At 72.8% G+C, this 15,050-nt stretch carries 13 protein-coding genes; 6 read left to right on the top strand and 7 right to left on the bottom strand.

The features are described 5' to 3' along the window. Positions 1-41: 41 nt before the first annotated feature. Positions 42-1,328 carry a geranylgeranyl reductase family protein gene (locus B9S64_RS19305; RefSeq protein ID WP_103490582.1) on the bottom strand — a complete coding sequence of 429 codons (1,287 nt, stop codon included), beginning with the start codon at positions 1,326-1,328 and terminating at the stop codon, positions 42-44. A gap of 96 nt (positions 1,329-1,424) precedes the next feature. On the opposite strand from B9S64_RS19305, the gene B9S64_RS19300 reads away from it, so the two are divergent. Then, positions 1,425-1,943 (top strand): GNAT family N-acetyltransferase, encoded by a 519-nt coding sequence (locus tag B9S64_RS19300; protein WP_028439342.1) that lies wholly within the window; start codon positions 1,425-1,427, stop codon positions 1,941-1,943. Positions 1,944-2,041: 98 nt separating this feature from the next. Here B9S64_RS19300 and B9S64_RS19295 read toward each other — a convergent pair whose 3' ends face one another. Continuing rightward, positions 2,042-2,734 (bottom strand): demethylmenaquinone methyltransferase, encoded by a 693-nt coding sequence (locus tag B9S64_RS19295; protein ID WP_103490581.1) that lies wholly within the window; start codon positions 2,732-2,734, stop codon positions 2,042-2,044. Between the two features lie 421 nt (positions 2,735-3,155). Between B9S64_RS19295 and B9S64_RS19290 the strand changes: the two genes are divergently transcribed. After that, entirely contained in the window at positions 3,156-4,079 is a 924-nt protein-coding gene (locus B9S64_RS19290) for a DUF3152 domain-containing protein (protein ID WP_103490580.1), read from the top strand. 102 nt (positions 4,080-4,181) lie between these two features. Here B9S64_RS19290 and B9S64_RS19285 read toward each other — a convergent pair whose 3' ends face one another. The 4 genes from B9S64_RS19285 to B9S64_RS19270 all read right to left on the bottom strand — a co-directional run bounded on the left by B9S64_RS19285 (position 4,182) and on the right by B9S64_RS19270 (position 9,024). After that, positions 4,182-4,802 carry a hypothetical protein gene (locus B9S64_RS19285; RefSeq protein WP_103490579.1) on the bottom strand — a complete coding sequence of 207 codons (621 nt, stop codon included), beginning with the start codon at positions 4,800-4,802 and terminating at the stop codon, positions 4,182-4,184. A gap of 7 nt (positions 4,803-4,809) precedes the next feature. After that, positions 4,810-6,009, bottom strand: a complete 1,200-nt coding sequence (mqnC, locus tag B9S64_RS19280; protein ID WP_028439347.1) for a cyclic dehypoxanthinyl futalosine synthase — start codon at positions 6,007-6,009, stop codon at positions 4,810-4,812. 72 nt (positions 6,010-6,081) lie between these two features. Further along, on the bottom strand, positions 6,082-7,764 hold the full coding sequence (locus B9S64_RS19275; protein ID WP_103490578.1) for a serine/threonine-protein kinase: 1,683 nt from the start codon (positions 7,762-7,764) through the stop codon (positions 6,082-6,084). A 381-nt stretch (positions 7,765-8,145) separates the two neighbouring features. Continuing rightward, a complete protein-coding gene (locus tag B9S64_RS19270) occupies positions 8,146-9,024 on the bottom strand; it encodes a menaquinone biosynthetic enzyme MqnA/MqnD family protein (protein WP_103490577.1) in 879 nt (292 codons plus the stop codon). Positions 9,025-9,309: 285 nt separating this feature from the next. Here B9S64_RS19270 and B9S64_RS19265 point away from each other — a divergent pair, with 285 nt between their 5' ends. The 4 genes from B9S64_RS19265 to B9S64_RS19250 all read left to right on the top strand — a co-directional run bounded on the left by B9S64_RS19265 (position 9,310) and on the right by B9S64_RS19250 (position 14,252). Continuing rightward, on the top strand, positions 9,310-9,513 hold the full coding sequence (locus B9S64_RS19265) for a cold-shock protein (protein WP_003967102.1): 204 nt from the start codon (positions 9,310-9,312) through the stop codon (positions 9,511-9,513). 358 nt (positions 9,514-9,871) lie between these two features. Continuing rightward, the gene (locus B9S64_RS19260; RefSeq protein ID WP_103490576.1) at positions 9,872-10,696 is read left to right on the top strand and encodes a MerR family transcriptional regulator; all 825 of its coding nucleotides are present in this window, start codon (positions 9,872-9,874) and stop codon (positions 10,694-10,696) included. Between the two features lie 179 nt (positions 10,697-10,875). After that, complete coding sequence (locus tag B9S64_RS19255; protein WP_103490575.1) at positions 10,876-13,830, top strand: BTAD domain-containing putative transcriptional regulator; 2,955 nt, start codon at positions 10,876-10,878, stop codon at positions 13,828-13,830. Positions 13,831-14,057: 227 nt separating this feature from the next. Continuing rightward, entirely contained in the window at positions 14,058-14,252 is a 195-nt protein-coding gene (locus B9S64_RS19250; protein WP_103490574.1) for a sigma-like protein, read from the top strand. Positions 14,253-14,371: 119 nt separating this feature from the next. Here the strand turns inward: B9S64_RS19250 and B9S64_RS19245 are convergent, their stop codons facing one another. Further along, positions 14,372-14,890, bottom strand: coding sequence for a hypothetical protein (locus B9S64_RS19245; protein WP_103490573.1), 519 nt, complete (start codon positions 14,888-14,890; stop codon positions 14,372-14,374). Positions 14,891-15,050: the final 160 nt, after the last annotated feature.

The raw sequence follows: 15,050 nt of genomic DNA, 5'->3' as shown, positions 1-15,050 counted from the left end.
AAACCTACCGCAGGGTCGGCCGGCGCCCCCGGCCGCTTCGCTCAGGCCTTCGGGGCGACCTTGGAGAGCCCGTTGATGACACGGTCCATGGCGTCGCCGCCCGTGGGGTCGGTCAGGTTGGCGAGCATCTTCAGCGTGAACTTCATCAGCAGCGGGTGGGTCAGGCCCCGCTGGGTCGCGATCTTCATGACCTTGGGGTTGCCGATCATCTTCACGAAGGCGCGGCCCAGCGTGTAGTAACCGCCGTAGGTGTCCTTGAGGACCTTCGGGTAGTGCTGGAGGGCCAGTTCGCGCTGGGCCGCCGTCGCGCGGGCCTGGGCCTGCGTGATGACGTCGGCGGCGAGCTGCCCCGACTCCATGGCGTACGCGATGCCCTCGCCGTTGAACGGGTTGACCAGGCCGCCCGCGTCACCGACCAGCAGCAGCCCCTTGGTGTAGTGCGGCTGCCGGTTGAAGGCCATGGGCAGCGCGGCGCCCCGGATCGGCGTCGTCATGTTGTCGGGGGTGAAACCCCAGTCCTCGGGCATCGAGGCGCACCAGGCCTTCAGCACCTCGCGCCAGTCCAGCTCGCGGAAGGCGGACGAGGAGTTGAGGATGCCGAGGCCGACGTTGGAGGTGCCGTCGCCCATGCCGAAGACCCAGCCGTAGCCGGGCAGCAGCCGGTCCTCGGCGCCGCGCCGGTCCCACAGCTCCAGCCAGGATTCGAGGTAGTCGTCGTCGTGCCGGGGCGAGGTGAAGTACGTCCGGACCGCGACACCCATCGGACGGTCCTCGCGGCGGTGCAGCCCCATGGCCAGGGAGAGCCGGGTGGAGTTGCCGTCGGCGGCGACGACCAGCGGGGCGTGGAAGGTGACCGGGGTCTTCTCCTCGCCGAGCTTGGCGTGCACGCCGGTGATGCGGCCGGTACGGGCGTCGAGGACCGGGGCGCCGACGTTGCACCGCTCGTGGAGGCGGGCGCCGGCCTTCTGCGCCTGCCGGGCCAGCTGCTCGTCGAAGTCGTCGCGCTTGCGGACCAGTCCGTAGTCCGGGTACGAGGCCAGCTCGGGCCAGTCCAGCTGGAGGCGGACACCGCCGCCGATGATGCGCAGGCCCTTGTTGCGCAGCCAGCCGGCCTCTTCGGAGATGTCGATGCCCATGGAGACGAGCTGCTTGGTGGCGCGGGGGGTGAGGCCGTCGCCGCACACCTTCTCCCGGGGGAAGGCGGTCTTCTCCAGGAGGAGGACGTCGAGCCCGGACTTGGCGAGGTAGTACGCGGTCGTGGAGCCGGCGGGGCCCGCACCGACGACGATGACGTCCGCGCTGTGTTCGGACAAGGGCTGCTCGGTCACGTCCGGATCTCCCGAAGACTCGAAATCGCGTGCCGCGCGGCACCTGTCGCGTGCAGTCTATGGGGGCTTGCCGTTCCGACTCCGAAGGGCTCCCAGATGTCGCTCGCGCCTCCCGCCGCTCCCTTGGTCCGCCTTCGTGTCCCCACCGACGAGGACGCCCTCGCCTGGCACCGGGTCTTCGACGACCCGGAAGTGATGGAATTCCACGGCGGCCGGGCGGCGGAGCTCTCGGTCTACGAGGAGCTGACCGCCCGCCAGCGGCGGCACGACGCGGAGCACGGCCTGTGCCTGTGGACCCTGCTGGACGACACCGGTCAGGTGCTCGGCTTCACGGGCGCCCAGCCGTGGCCGCACCCGTCGTTCGGCCCGGTCGGCGAGATCGAGATCGGCTGGCGGCTGGCCCGCCCGGCGTGGGGGCGCGGTTACGCGACCGCCGCGGCCCGGACCACGCTGGAACGGGCACGCGCCAGGGGCGTGTCGGAGGTCGTGGCGATGGTCAACGCGCGCAACGAACGCTCGATCGCGGTCGCCCGGCGGCTCGGCATGCGGCAGGCCGAGACGTACACGACGCCGGTGTCCCAGCAGGAGGCGTACTGCTTCCGGCTGGAGCTCTGACCGGGGTCTGAGGCCCCGGGTCCGTACCGGGCGGGTCCGGGCAGCTTTTTGGGCCCGCCCTGCCGGGCGCGGCGGCGGAGCGGGCCGCCGCCCCGGTCTCAGGCGCGGACGCCCCGGTGCAGGGCGACGACCCCGCCCGTGAGGTCGCGCCAGGCGACCCGCGACCAGCCCGCCTTCTTCAGCAGCCCGGCCAGGCCCGCCTGGTCGGGCCAGGCGCGGATCGACTCGGCGAGGTAGACGTAGGCGTCCGGGTTGCTGCACACCGTGCGGGCGACCGGCGGCAGGGCGCGCATCAGGTACTCGGTGTAGACCCGGCGGAACGGCGCCCAGGTCGGCTGGGAGAACTCACAGATCACGACCCGTCCGCCGGGCTTCGTCACCCGGTACAGCTCACGCAGTGCCTGGTCGGTGTCCTGGATGTTGCGCAGCCCGAAGGAGATGGTGACCGCGTCGAAGGTCTCGTCCTTGAACGGGAGCTTCGTGCCGTCGCCCGCCGTGAACGGCATCCACGGGTGGCGCCGCTTGCCGACCCTCAGCATGCCGATCGAGAAGTCGCAGGGCACCACATAGGCACCGGCCCGCGCGAACGGCTGCGAGGAGGTCGCCGTACCGGCCGCGAGGTCGAGGATCTTCTGCGCCGGGCGGGCGTCCACCGCCCTGGCGACCTCCTTGCGCCAGCGCCTTGCCTGCCCGAGGGAGATCACATCGTTGGTCAGGTCGTAGTTCGCCGCCACGTCGTCGAACATCGAGGCGACTTCGTGCGGCTGCTTTTCCAGGGATGCTCGGGTCACCCTCCCATTCAAGCAGCCCGCCCCCCTCTCGCCCTCGCCGGTGTGGAACGGCCTTCAACCTTTTGATGCCGACACCACTCATACAGGGGGGAGAACCACCGGGGACCGGAAGAAGAGCCGGAGGAAGAGGGGGCCGATGCGCGTCACGCACGGGAGCGCGGCCGTCGTCGCGCGCGGGGCACGCCCCGCGCCGGCCGCCTTCCGGTACGGGACGGGCGCCGGCCCGCCGACGGTCTCCCCGGACGAGGGGAGGGACGCGTCCGCGTCGGTGACGACCGGTCAACTCCCACTCCCGGCCCGGGAGGAGGACCCGTGTCAGGTGGCACGGGAGGCGGACGGGCACCCGGTCCCGGCCCAGGGCGCGCCCCGTTGCAGATCAACTTTGGACGATCACATCGACACCACGGATACTCACCAGAACATGCACAGTGAAAGCACACGTCGAATACGCGGCGCCTCCGGCTCGCGCCGGAGGCAGGGGGCCACTCCCGGGGGGCGCGGTCCCTCGCGCGCGCGGCCGAGGAAGCTGTCCCTGCGGCGCCGTAAACAGCGGCGGAGACGCCGGGCGGTCTTCGCCGGGGCGGTCTTCGCGGTCGCCGCCGCCGCGTTCCTCCTGGTCGATCCTCCCTGGCAGCACGACGACGACGCGGTCGCCGCCGACCGGGCGCCCACCGGCCCCGCCTCGACCACCGCGTCGCCTCCGCCCCCGAAGGCGTCGGCGAGCCCGAAGGCCCCGGCGTCCCCCAAGGCCTCACCCGGCGAGACGGAGGTGGACCCGGACTCCGTACCCGAGAAGGGGTCCGGCACCTTCACGGTGGCCCGCGCGGCCGTCACCACCTCCGGCGGCGGCCTCGCCTACCGGGTCGAGGTGGAGGACGGCATCGGCGTGGACCCGGACAGCGCCGCCGAGGACGTGGCCGCGATCCTCGACGACCCGCGCGGCTGGAACGAGCAGGGCACCCGCAGCTTCCGCCAGGTCGCCGACGACTCCGCCGGGCTGGTGATCCGCATCGGGACCCCGGCCACCACCGACAAGCTGTGCGGGCAGTACGACCTGGACACGGGCGGCGAGGTGAACTGCCGCGGCGGGAAGAACGTCATGGTCAACCTCCGCCGCTGGCAACTGGGTTCACCGACGTTCGACGGCTCCCCGGCCGAGTACCGGGCACTGATCATCAACCACGAGGTCGGCCACTGGCTGGGCCACGGCCACGAGACCTGCCCCGGTCCGGGCAAGCCCGCCCCCGCGATGATGCAGCAGATCAAGGGCCTGAAGGGCTGCGTGTCCAACGCCTGGCCGTACACCGCGGACGGCACCTATCTGGGAGGCCCGGCGGTGCCGTGAGGCACCCGGCCCGGGGCCCGGCCTCCGTGCGGCGCCGGGCCTGGGGGCCGGTCCTGGCTCGTGTCGGCCCCCGGCCCGTACGGAGACCCGCCCCGCCGGGGATCAGCTCGCGCGGAACAGGAGGCGCCCGCCGAGCACGGTGGCGACGCACCGGCCCGCGCCCCGCGCGGCCAGCTCCCCGGCGTCCCGTACGTCGAACACCGCCAGGTCCGCCGGGCCTTCCACGGCCGGCGGGCCGACCGGGGCGCCGGGGCCGGCCAGCGGGTCGAGGGAGACCGGCGGCCAGGCGTCCCGGTCCACCGGTGGCAGGAGGCGCAGGCCCGAACGGGCCACCGCCGTACGCACGGCGGGCCGGGTGAACGTCCCGGCGACGGCGGTCGTGCCGTGCCGCAGCATCCGTTGCAGCCCGCGCCGGGCGCTGGCGCCCCACCGGGCGTCGTCCATGGCGAGCGGGGCGAGCGCCGCGCCGGAGAGCGGTTCGGTGCCGAGCGTGCCGGCCTCGCGCGGGTCGGGGTGGTAGACCGCCTCCAGCAGCTCCGGCGCCGTGACGTTCACCAGCCCCCGGCCGATCAGCCCGGACCAGCGCCGCACCCGGGCCGCCGGAAAGGCCGCCGACACCCGCTCGAACGGGCCGACCGCGACGACGAGCCCGCCGTCCACGGCCACGGAGTCCGCCCCGTCGGGGGCGCCGAGGACCGCGTCGGCGGTGTGGATCGTCAGCACGGGGGCGTCAGTTGGCGTCGAGGAGCTTCAGCTCGGGGTGCGCGGTGCCGCCCGCGATGGCGGTGGACGAGATGTGCGAGACCACCCGCTCGTCGACCGGGTCCAGCGCCGGGTCCTCGTGGACGACCAGGTGCTCGTAGGTGGTGGCACGCTGCGCGGGGACCCGGCCCGCCTTGCGGATCAGGTCGATGATCTCCAGCCGGTTGGAGCGGTGCTTGGCCCCGGCCGAGGAGACGACGTTCTCCTCCAGCATGATCGAGCCGAGGTCGTCCGCGCCGTAGTGCAGGGAGAGCTGGCCGACCTCCTTGCCGGTGGTCAGCCACGAGCCCTGGATGTGGGCGACGTTGTCGAGGAAGAGCCGGGCGATGGCGATCATCCGCAGGTACTCGAAGAGGGTGGCCTGCGTCCGGCCCTTGAGGTGGTTGTTCTCCGGCTGGTAGGTGTACGGGATGAAGGCCCGGAAGCCACCCGTCCGGTCCTGCACGTCACGGATCATCCGCAGGTGCTCGATGCGCTCGGCGTTGGTCTCGCCGGTGCCCATCAGCATGGTGGAGGTGGACTCGACACCCAGCTTGTGGGCGATCTCCATGATCTCCAGCCAGCGTTCGCCGCTCTCCTTGAGCGGGGCGATGGCCTTGCGCGGCCGGGCCGGCAGCAGCTCGGCACCGGCACCGGCGAAGGAGTCCAGGCCCGCGGCGTGGATCCGGGAGATCGCCTCCTCGGCCGGGACACCGGAGATACGGGCCATGTGCTCGATCTCGGAGGCGCCCAGCGAGTGGATGACCAGCTGGGGGAAGGCCTTCTTGATCGCGGAAAAGTGCTCCTCGTAGTACTCCACGCCGTAGTCCGGGTGGTGTCCGCCCTGGAACATGATCTGCGTGCCGCCCAGTTCGACCGTCTCCGCGCAGCGGCGCAGGATGTCGTCGAGGTCGCGGGACCAGCCCTTGGCGGTGTCCTTCGGCGCGGCGTAGAAGGCGCAGAACCGGCAGGCGGTGACGCAGACGTTGGTGTAGTTGATGTTGCGTTCGATGATGTACGTCGCGATGTGCTCCGTACCGGCGTACCGGCGGCGGCGCACGGCGTCGGCGGCCGCGCCCAGCGCGTGCAGCGGGGCCGACCGGTAGAGGTCGAGCGCCTCCTGCGGGGTGATCCTCCCGCCTGCGGCGGCACGGTCGAGGACGGGCTGAAGGTCGGCCTTCTCGGTCACCGGGCTGTCACCTTTCGGCGGTTTTTCTACGGATCCGCGGACCGATCCAGCCTACGCCAGCCCTGTGTCGCCTCAGCGGCCGGACCGGGTGAGCGTGCCCTTCGGCGTGCCCGCGGCCTCTTCGTGGGAGCGGTAGCGGAGGGTGCCGTCGTCGTTGAGGGTGAAGTCGAGGTCCGCGTCGCCGCCGGTGCACAGGGCGCCGTCCGTCTTCCCGGGGTCAGGGCGTTCGCGGATCTTCAGCTCGGTGGCCGTGCCGGAGACGAGCCTGCCGACGCTCTCGCAGACGACGCTCGTCCCCAGTACGTCGAGACGGTGCGTCAGCCGGACCACGTCCTCGCCCTTGGCTCCCTCGGTGAACACGGCGGTGACCGTGCCGTGCGGCAGTCCGGTGCGCTCGGTGGCGGCGCCCTGCCAGGTCCCGACGAAGGGCTCGGGCAGCGCGCTCACCGGCGCCGTCCCGGCGTCGGACGCCCCCGGCGCCTCGGACCCGGTGGCCGAGGGCCGCGCCGCCCCCTCGTTCCCGTGCCGGTCGTCGTCGCCGAACGGGATCAGGTCGCCCAGCAGCGCCGCCCCGACCGTGACGGCGGCGAGCGCCCCGGCCACGGCGAGCGCGACGGTGCAGCTGACCCGCCGCCCGCGCCGTACCCCGCCGGTGCCTGGGGCGCCGACGAACGGCTCCCCCGGTCCCTCGGGCCCCCAGGGACCGGAGAGACCCGACGACGGACCGGGCCCCGTCCCTGGTCCCACGGACGGCGGCGCGGACGGCGGTTCGGGCAGCGGCGGGCCGAACGCGCCGAGCGGCCCGCTCTCCAGCGAGGCGTTGCTGAAGGGCACCGGTCCCGACCGCGCCGGGTCGTCCTGCGGCTCCAGGTCCAGCAGGGCCACCGCCGTACGGCTGACCTGGCGCACCATCGGGTCCGGCAGCCACCCGGCGCCCACCAGCGCGGCGGCCCCCTCCGGCGCCAGCCGCCGGGCCAGCTCGGCGGGGGCGGGCCGCTCCTCGGGCCACTTGGCGAGGCAGGCCGCGATCAGCTCCCGCAGCTCGCCCTCCAGATCGCCCAGTTCGGGTTCCTCGTGCACCACCTTGTAGAGGAGTACGGCGGAGGAGTCGCCCAGGAAGGGGGCGCTGCCGCACGCCGCGTACGCCAGGACCGCGCCCAGCGAGAAGACGTCGGCCGCGCCCGAGACGTCCAGCCCCCGGATCTGCTCCGGCGCCATGTAGCCGGGGGAGCCGACGGAGACGCCGGTGGAGGTGAGGGAGACGGTCGCGCCCAGCGCGCGGGCGATGCCGAAGTCGATCAGCCGGGGGCCGTCGAGGGCCAGCAGGACGTTGGACGGCTTCACGTCGCGGTGGACGAGCCCGTAGGCGTGGACGGCGTCGAGCGCCTCGCCGAGGCCCGCGCCGAGCACCCGCACCGCGTGCTCGGGCAGCGGCCCGTGCTCGGTGACCGCTTGGGAGAGCGGCGGCCCGGCGACGTATCCGGTCGCCACCCAGGGCACCGGCGCGTCCGGGTCGGCGTCCAGGACGGGGGCGGTCCACCGCGCGCCGACCCGGCGCGCGGCCTCCACCTCGCGGCGGAAGCGGGCGCGGAACTGCTCGTCGAGGGCGAAGTGGGGATGGACGACCTTGACCGCGACGGTGCGGCCGCCCGCGCTGCGTCCCAGATAGACACGGCCCATCCCGCCCACGCCGAGCCGGCCGATCAGCCGGTAGCCGCCGATCGCGCGTGGTTCGCCGGCTTCGAGCGGCTGCATATGGTCTCCCCCTGTGAACCCCAAGACCTCCGCCCGCAGCCTAGGCGGCCGGGGTCCCCGGTCACAGGGACCCCTTCCGCCGATTTCGGCCCCTAAGGGAACGAAGCCAGGGATTTCGCCATGCCGAAAGGCGCGAATACGCCGTTCGCCGCGCGCCCGCGCCGGCGTTCACCGGCGCGATACCGAACGGCACACCGGGAGTGTTCCCCCGTGGGCGCGCTATTCAGCTCCCCCCTCTATGCGACATACGTCCGCACGGGAGGGCCCGGCCATTCCCGCGCATTCCCGGGAACGAAATGGAGCCCTCCGGCGTCCGGGGTAAAGGGATGGACGAGAAGGTACGGGATTCATCCACTTCCCCGCCTTTCCCGTCCGCCGGTGTCAGCCGCCCAGCAGTTCGACCGTCACATCGGCCGGGTATCCGGTTCCGGGGCCGGTCCTGCGGGCGAACTCGCGCACCCCGGCCAGCTGGTCGGGGCCGAAGCGGAAGTCCAGGGTGGTGAAGTACCGCTCCAGCACCTCGGCGTCGAAGGCCTCCCAGCGGGCGGCCTGCTCGGCCACCTTGGTGACCTCCTCCAGGGAGAGGTCGCGGGAGGCCAGGAACGCCTCGTGCACCTTCTCCACGTACAGGGGGTGCGAGGCCAGGTAGTCCTTGCGGGCCGCCCAGACCGCGAAGACGAACGGCAGCCCCGTCCACTCCTTCCACATGCTGCCCAGGTCGTGGACCTGGAGCCCGAGCCGGGGCGCGTCGTGCAGGTTGGCGCGCAGCGCGGCGTCGCCGATCAGCACGGCCGCGTCGGCCTCCTGCATCATCACGCCGAGGTCGGGGGGGCAGGTGTAGTAGTCGGGCGTGACCCCGTAGCGCTCGGCCAGGAGCAGTTGGGCCAGGCGTACGGAGGTGCGGGAGGTCGAGCCCAGCGCCACCCGGGCGCCGTGCAACTGCTCCAGGGGCACCTGCGACACGATCACGCACGACATGACGGGGCCGTCGCAGCCGACGGCGATGTCGGGGAGGGCGACCAGGTCGTCGGCGTGACGGAGGAACTCGACCAGGGTGACGGGCCCGATGTCGAGGTCCCCCCTGACCAGTTGCTCGCTGAGTCTCTCCGGGGTGTCCTTCGAGAGCTCCAGGTCGAGCAGTGTCCCGGTCCGCGCGAGCCCCCAGTAGAGGGGGAGGCAGTTCAGGAACTGGATGTGGCCGACCCGCGGCCTGCTGCGACGGTCGTCGCCTTCTACGGGAGAGACGGTTGAATTGTCCACATCGCGAGGCTAGACCCGTACCCGTGGGCAGGTGTCATCGGGGCGCCCCGGCGCCTCCCGGGAGGGCCTGTCCGTCAGCCGTTCGGCGGCTCAATCAAACATCCGGGTGAAGTGATCTTTCCCTCTACCGCTCCCCGCGGACTGCGTGCTAGGCTCGCCGCAAGTTGCAGTTTGGTTTCCCTTGCAGTACAGAGCCTGCGGAGCATGTAACCCGCAGGCTTTTGTAGTTTTCAGACTTGTTTGCAGGTTCTGGAGCAGGGCAACCCTTTGGCCCAAGGAGGGCTTATGGCTACCGGAACCGTCAAGTGGTTCAACGCTGAAAAGGGCTTCGGCTTCATCGCCCAGGACGGCGGCGGCCCGGATGTCTTCGTCCACTATTCCGCGATCAACGCGTCCGGGTTCCGCTCCCTCGAGGAGAACCAGGTCGTGAACTTCGACGTCACTCAGGGTCCGAAGGGCCCGCAGGCTGAGAACGTCACCCCGGCCTAGGTCGTTCGTTCGGATCGGGCCGGATCAGGGAGCGGGGCCCGGTGCCGTGCATCGCAAGGCGGAGGAGGGAGTCATGGCGGAGCCATGGCGACCGACGACAACGCCGCGAGGTGCGGTGCCAGGCCCCGTGAGCCCGGTCTGATCCGAACGAAGGGCCTTGTGTTGCCCGGGTCGGCCGATCGCGGCCGGCACGCAGTACCCAAGGAGCCCCGCTCCCCCGCCCCGGCGGAGGAGCGGGGCTCCTGCCTTGCCCGGGGCCGTCCGGAGGGCTCGTCCGGCCTCTTCGCGGCACGCGCCGAAGCCCCGTCCCCTCGGCCCTTGACCTTCACACCGTGTGAGGCCGTGCACTGGGAGCATCATGTTCACCATCGGAGACTTCGCCCGGTACGGCCGGGTATCGGCCCGGATGCTGCGCCACTACGACGCCCTCGGCCTGCTGTGCCCGGACCGTACCGACCCCGTCACCGGCTACCGCTACTACGGCGCCGCCCAGCTCGCCCGCCTCAACCGCGTCATCGCGCTCAAGGACCTCGGCTTCACGCTCCAGCAGGTGCGGGCCGTCCTGGACGAGCGGGTGGACACGGAGGAGCTGCGGGGGATGCTGCGGCTGCGCCGGGCGGAGCTGGAGGAGGCCATGAACGCGGCCGCCTCCCGGCTGACGCGGGTCGAGGCGAGGCTCCGGTCCATCGAGAGCGAGGGACACATGCCCGACAACGACGTCATCGTCAAGGACATCCCGGCGGTACGGGTCGCCGAGCTGACCGGCACGGCCGCCGGCTACCAGCCGGAGGAGATCGGCCCGGTCGTCGGCCCCCTGTACGACCGGCTGCTCCCGCTGCTGGCGAAGGCGGGCGTCAGCCCGTCCGGGCCGGGCATCGCGCGGTACGAGGACGCCCCGGACGGCGACGGGGCGATCACCGTGCACGCGGGAGTGACCGTCGAGGCCCCGGCCGGGCCGCTCGGCGACACCGGCGTCACGGTCGTGGAGCTGCCCGCGTTCGAGGCGGCGGCCATCGTCCACCGGGGCTCCATGGACGGGGTGCTGGCCACCGAGCAGATCCTCGGCCGCTGGCTCGACGCCCACGGACGCCGGACCGCCGGGTACGCCCGTGAGGTCACGCTGGAGTGCCCGCCGGACCACGCCGGGTGGGTGACGGAACTCCAGCAACCGCTTGCCGGCTGACACCACGTCACCTCCTTCGCACAGGACCGGCCCCCTGACACCGTCACGGTCCTGTGCGGAGCGCCACCTGATGCTGACGAGTCCGCCCAGGACAAGGCAGACTGTTGAGCGCGGTACGAGTGGTACGGAGCAACGCGGCACCAGCGGGACCGGCGGGGCGAGCAGGACAGGGGGCATCGATGGATCGCGACAACGGACCTGGTGTGCAGGTTCCGGAGCGGCGCGCTCCGCGGGAGCGGGCGGTGGAGACCGCCCTGCGCTTCGCGGTGCTCGGCCCCGTGCGTTCCTGGCGTGACGGCGAGCCCCTGCCGTCCGGGTCCCCGCAGCAACGGGCCCTGCTGGCCGCCCTGCTCCTGCGCGACGGCCGCACGGCCACCGCGTCCGAACTCATCGACGCCCTCTGGGGCGAGGACCCCCCGTCGCAGGCGCTCGCGACCGTACGGACCTACGCCTCCCGGCTCCGCAAGTCCCTCGGCCAGGACACCCTGGTCAGCGAGTCCGGGGGCTACGCGGTACGGATACCGCGCGACACCCTCGACCTCACCCTCGCCCAGGACCGCGCGGCCGAGGCGGAGAAGGCCCGCGCCGCCGGGGACCGCGGCCAGGCCCGCGCGCTGCTCCGCGAACTCCTCGGCCTGTGGGACGGCGAAGCGCTCGCCTCGCTCCCCGGCCCGTACGCGGAGAACCAGCGCGCCCGTCTGGAGGAGTGGCGCCTCCAGCTCACCGAGACCCGGCTCGACCTGGACCTGGAGGCCGGCTGCCACGCGGAGGCCGTCTCCGAACTGACCGCGCTCACCGCGGCGCACCCGCTGCGCGAACGGCTGCGCGAGCTGCTGATGCTCGCCCTGTACCGCAGCGGCCGGCAGGCCGAGGCGCTCGCGGTGTACGCCGACACCCGGCGGCTGCTCGCGGAGGAGCTGGGCGTCGATCCGCGCCCCGAGCTGGCCCGGCTCCAGCAGCGCATCCTCCAGGCCGACGAGGACCTGGCACGCCCGGCCGACGACCCGTCACCGGCCCCCGCACCGGTCCGCCCCGCCCAGCTCCCCGCCACCGTCCCGGACTTCACGGGGCGCGCCACGTTCGTACGCGAGCTGGGTGACCGGCTCGTCACCGCCGAGGGTTCGGTGATGGCGGTCTCCGCGCTCGCCGGAATCGGCGGGGTCGGCAAGACGACGCTGGCGGTGCACGTCGCCCACCAGGCCCGCCCGCACTTCCCGGACGGCCAGTTGTACGTGGACCTCCAGGGCGCGGGCGCCAGGGCCGCCGAACCCGAGACCGTGCTCGGTTCGTTCCTGCGCGCCCTGGGGACGCCCGACTCCGCGATACCCGACTCCCTGGACGAGCGGGCCGCCCTCTACCGCTCGACGCTCGACGGCCGCCGCATCCTGGTCCTGCTGGACAACGCCCACGACGCGGCCCAGATCCGGCCCCTGATACCCGGCACCACCGGCTGCGCGACGCTGGTCACCAGCCGGGTCCGCATGCTGGACCTGGCCGGCGCGCATCTGGTGGACCTCGACGTGATGTCCCCCGAGGAAGCGCTCCAGCTGTTCACCCGCATCGTCGGCGAGGAGCGCGTCACCTCCGAACGCGAGGCGGCCCTGGACGTGGTGGCCGCGTGCGGCTTCCTGCCGCTGGCCATCCGTATCGCCGCCTCCCGGCTGGCCGCCCGCCGCACCTGGACGGTCTCCGTGCTGGCCGCGAAGCTCGCCGACGAGCGCCGCCGGCTGGACGAACTCCAGGCGGGCGACCTCGCGGTGAAGGCCACCTTCGAGCTGGGCTACGGCCAGTTGGAGCCCGCCCAGGCGCGCGCCTTCCGCCTCCTGGGTCTCGCGGACGGGCCGGACATCTCCCTCGCGGCGGCCGCCGCCGTGCTGGACCTGGAGAGCCACACGACGGAGGACCTCCTGGAGTCCCTGGTGGACACCAGCCTCCTGGAGTCGGCGGCCCCCGGCCGCTACCGCTACCACGACCTGGTCCGGCTGTACGCCCGTGCCTGCGCCGAACGCGACGAGGAGCCCGCCCGGGAGCGGGAGAGGGCGCTGTCGCGGCTGCTGGACTTCTATCTGGCGACCGCGGCGGAGGTGTACGCGCTGGAGCGGCCGGGCGATCGGCTGGTCGCCCACCTCCAGACGACGCGGTACCCGGGGCTCACCTTCGGCGACCGCCACGCGGCCCTGGACTGGCTCTACTCCGAGGCCAACTGCCTCCTGGCCTGCGCCCAGCAGTCGACGGGCTCCCAGATGCTCCGCAGGGCGGTCGATCTCCTGTGGGCGTCGAAGGACCTGGCGGAGTCGGGGGCGAACTCGAAGCAGTACGAGTCGGCGGCGCTGACGACGCGGGACGCCGCCCAGGCGTGCGGCGACGCCCACGCGGAGGGGCGCGCCCGGACCACCATCACCAACGTCCACATCGTGGCGGGCCGGTTCGACGAGGCGGACGCCGAGGCGCAGCGGGCGATGCAGCTGGCGCGGTCGGCCGACGACCCGGTGCCCAACTGCTGGGCGCCCAACGACCGGGGTGTCATCGCCATCTACCAGGGGCGCCACGAGGAGGGCGAGCAGTACCTCCTCCAGGCCATCGAGAACTTCCGGGCCGACAGCAACGACGTCGGCCAGGCGAGCGCCCTGTGCAACCTCTCCCGGATCCACGTCTCCCTCGGCCGGATCTCCAGCGCGATCGAGCTCGCGCAGCAGGGCATCGACATCTACGACCGGATGGGCCTCAGCCTCCGGCTGGCGAACGGCCGGTACGCCCTGGGTATCGCCCTGACCCGGGCGGGCCGGCTGCCCGAGGCGCTGAACCAGCTCACCGAGGCCCTGGCGCTCTTCCAGGACAACCGCCAGCCGCTGTGGGAGGGCGTCACGCACTTCCGGCTGGCGGAGGCCCATCTCGCCGCGCAGCGCCCCACCCTGGCCGCCGCCCACGCGGAACAGGCGATCGCGCTGCGCGGTATCGGCGGCGAGTGGCGCCGGGGGACGGTGCTGACGGTGCTCGGCAAGGCGCTCGACAGCATCGGCCAGCCCGACCGCGCACGGGCCTGCTGGCACGAAGCCCTGTCCATCTACGACCGGTTGGGCGCGCCCGAGGCCGAGGAGGCTCGTCTGCTGCTGGCGCCGATGGCAGCGGCCTGAGCGCCGTCCCGCACCCGGTCTGCCGGGTCCGCCCGGCCGTTCATCGTTCGTTTATCGCGGGGCGCGAGTCTGTACGTCATCGAGCCGTCGCGTCGGGGGGCAGGCGGATCGAGGGTGGGGCCGTCCCAGTAGGCTGAACGGCCCTGAGATGTCCGCTCGGAGATCCACGGGGGAATCGCCGGGCGGGCATCGCCGACCTTGCACGGATCGACGAACGGGAGCTGACGATGAGTGACAAGAAGAAGGTCAAGGACGACCTGCTCAAGCCGCAGGACAACCACGCGTCCGGCGCCGACACGGGTACGGCCACCCCGCAGGACAACCACGCCTCGGGCGGCGGTGTCACGACCCTGGACAACCACGCGTCGGGTGAAGAGATCACGACGATGGACAACCACGCGTCGGCTCCGACGCCCAAGTAGACCTCACTCGACGGGGAACGGCCGCGGCGGCGCGGAGGGGGAGCCGTCGCGGCCGCCGCGTGTCCGCGTACGGCCGTGCCGTACGCGGACATCCGTGTTCCCGCCGCCCGTCCGCCGGGTCAGTAGCGCTGTTCCGCCCTGACCTGGCAGCGCTCCACCCGGGAGACCGCCTGGGGGTCGTCCATGCGGACGCTCACGGTCCTGGACGCGCCGGCGGCGAGGGTGACCGCCGCCCTTCCGGTGTCCACCGTGGTGCCGGCGGCGTCGGTGAACGTCACGGACACGGCGTACGTGTGCGAGGTGGTGGCGGTCGAGCGGATCTGGACCGTGGCCGCCGTCACGGCCTTGCGCTCGCCCCGCGCGGGCTCGGCGCAGCGCAGGACCCGGACCTCCGGGGGCCGGGAGCCGGTCGTGGCGGTCGCCGTGGAGCCCGACGAGCCGTTGCTGCGATTACCGGAGTGGTTGCTGTAACCGCCGTTGCTCTTCTTGGAGTTGGAGCACCCGCCGCCACTTGATCCGCTGCTTCCGCCGCGGCTCTTCCCTCCGCTCGTGCCACCGTGGCCAGAGGTCTGGAAGCCGGTGAGCGCGAGCACCACCACGGCCAGTACCGCCGCGAACCTGATCCGTCGCCCCATCATCGATGCGGCCCCCCTTGCTGTCGTGAGCCGGCCCGGTGCCGGCTCCCCTCCGGTCGCGCGGCCGCGCGACCGCACCGCACAGCCTCCCTCCCCCGTCCCACGACTCGGTCATGCCCTCGTCACGGTCTGGTCATGGTCGGGTCATGAATTCCGGATGGCA

Origin of the sequence: Streptomyces sp. SM18 (assembly GCF_002910775.2) — a bacterium.
GTDB lineage: Bacteria > Actinomycetota > Actinomycetes > Streptomycetales > Streptomycetaceae > Streptomyces > Streptomyces halstedii.
The sequence above is the reverse complement of the archived record's forward strand: the minus strand, read 5'-3'. Positions and strand labels throughout refer to the sequence as shown.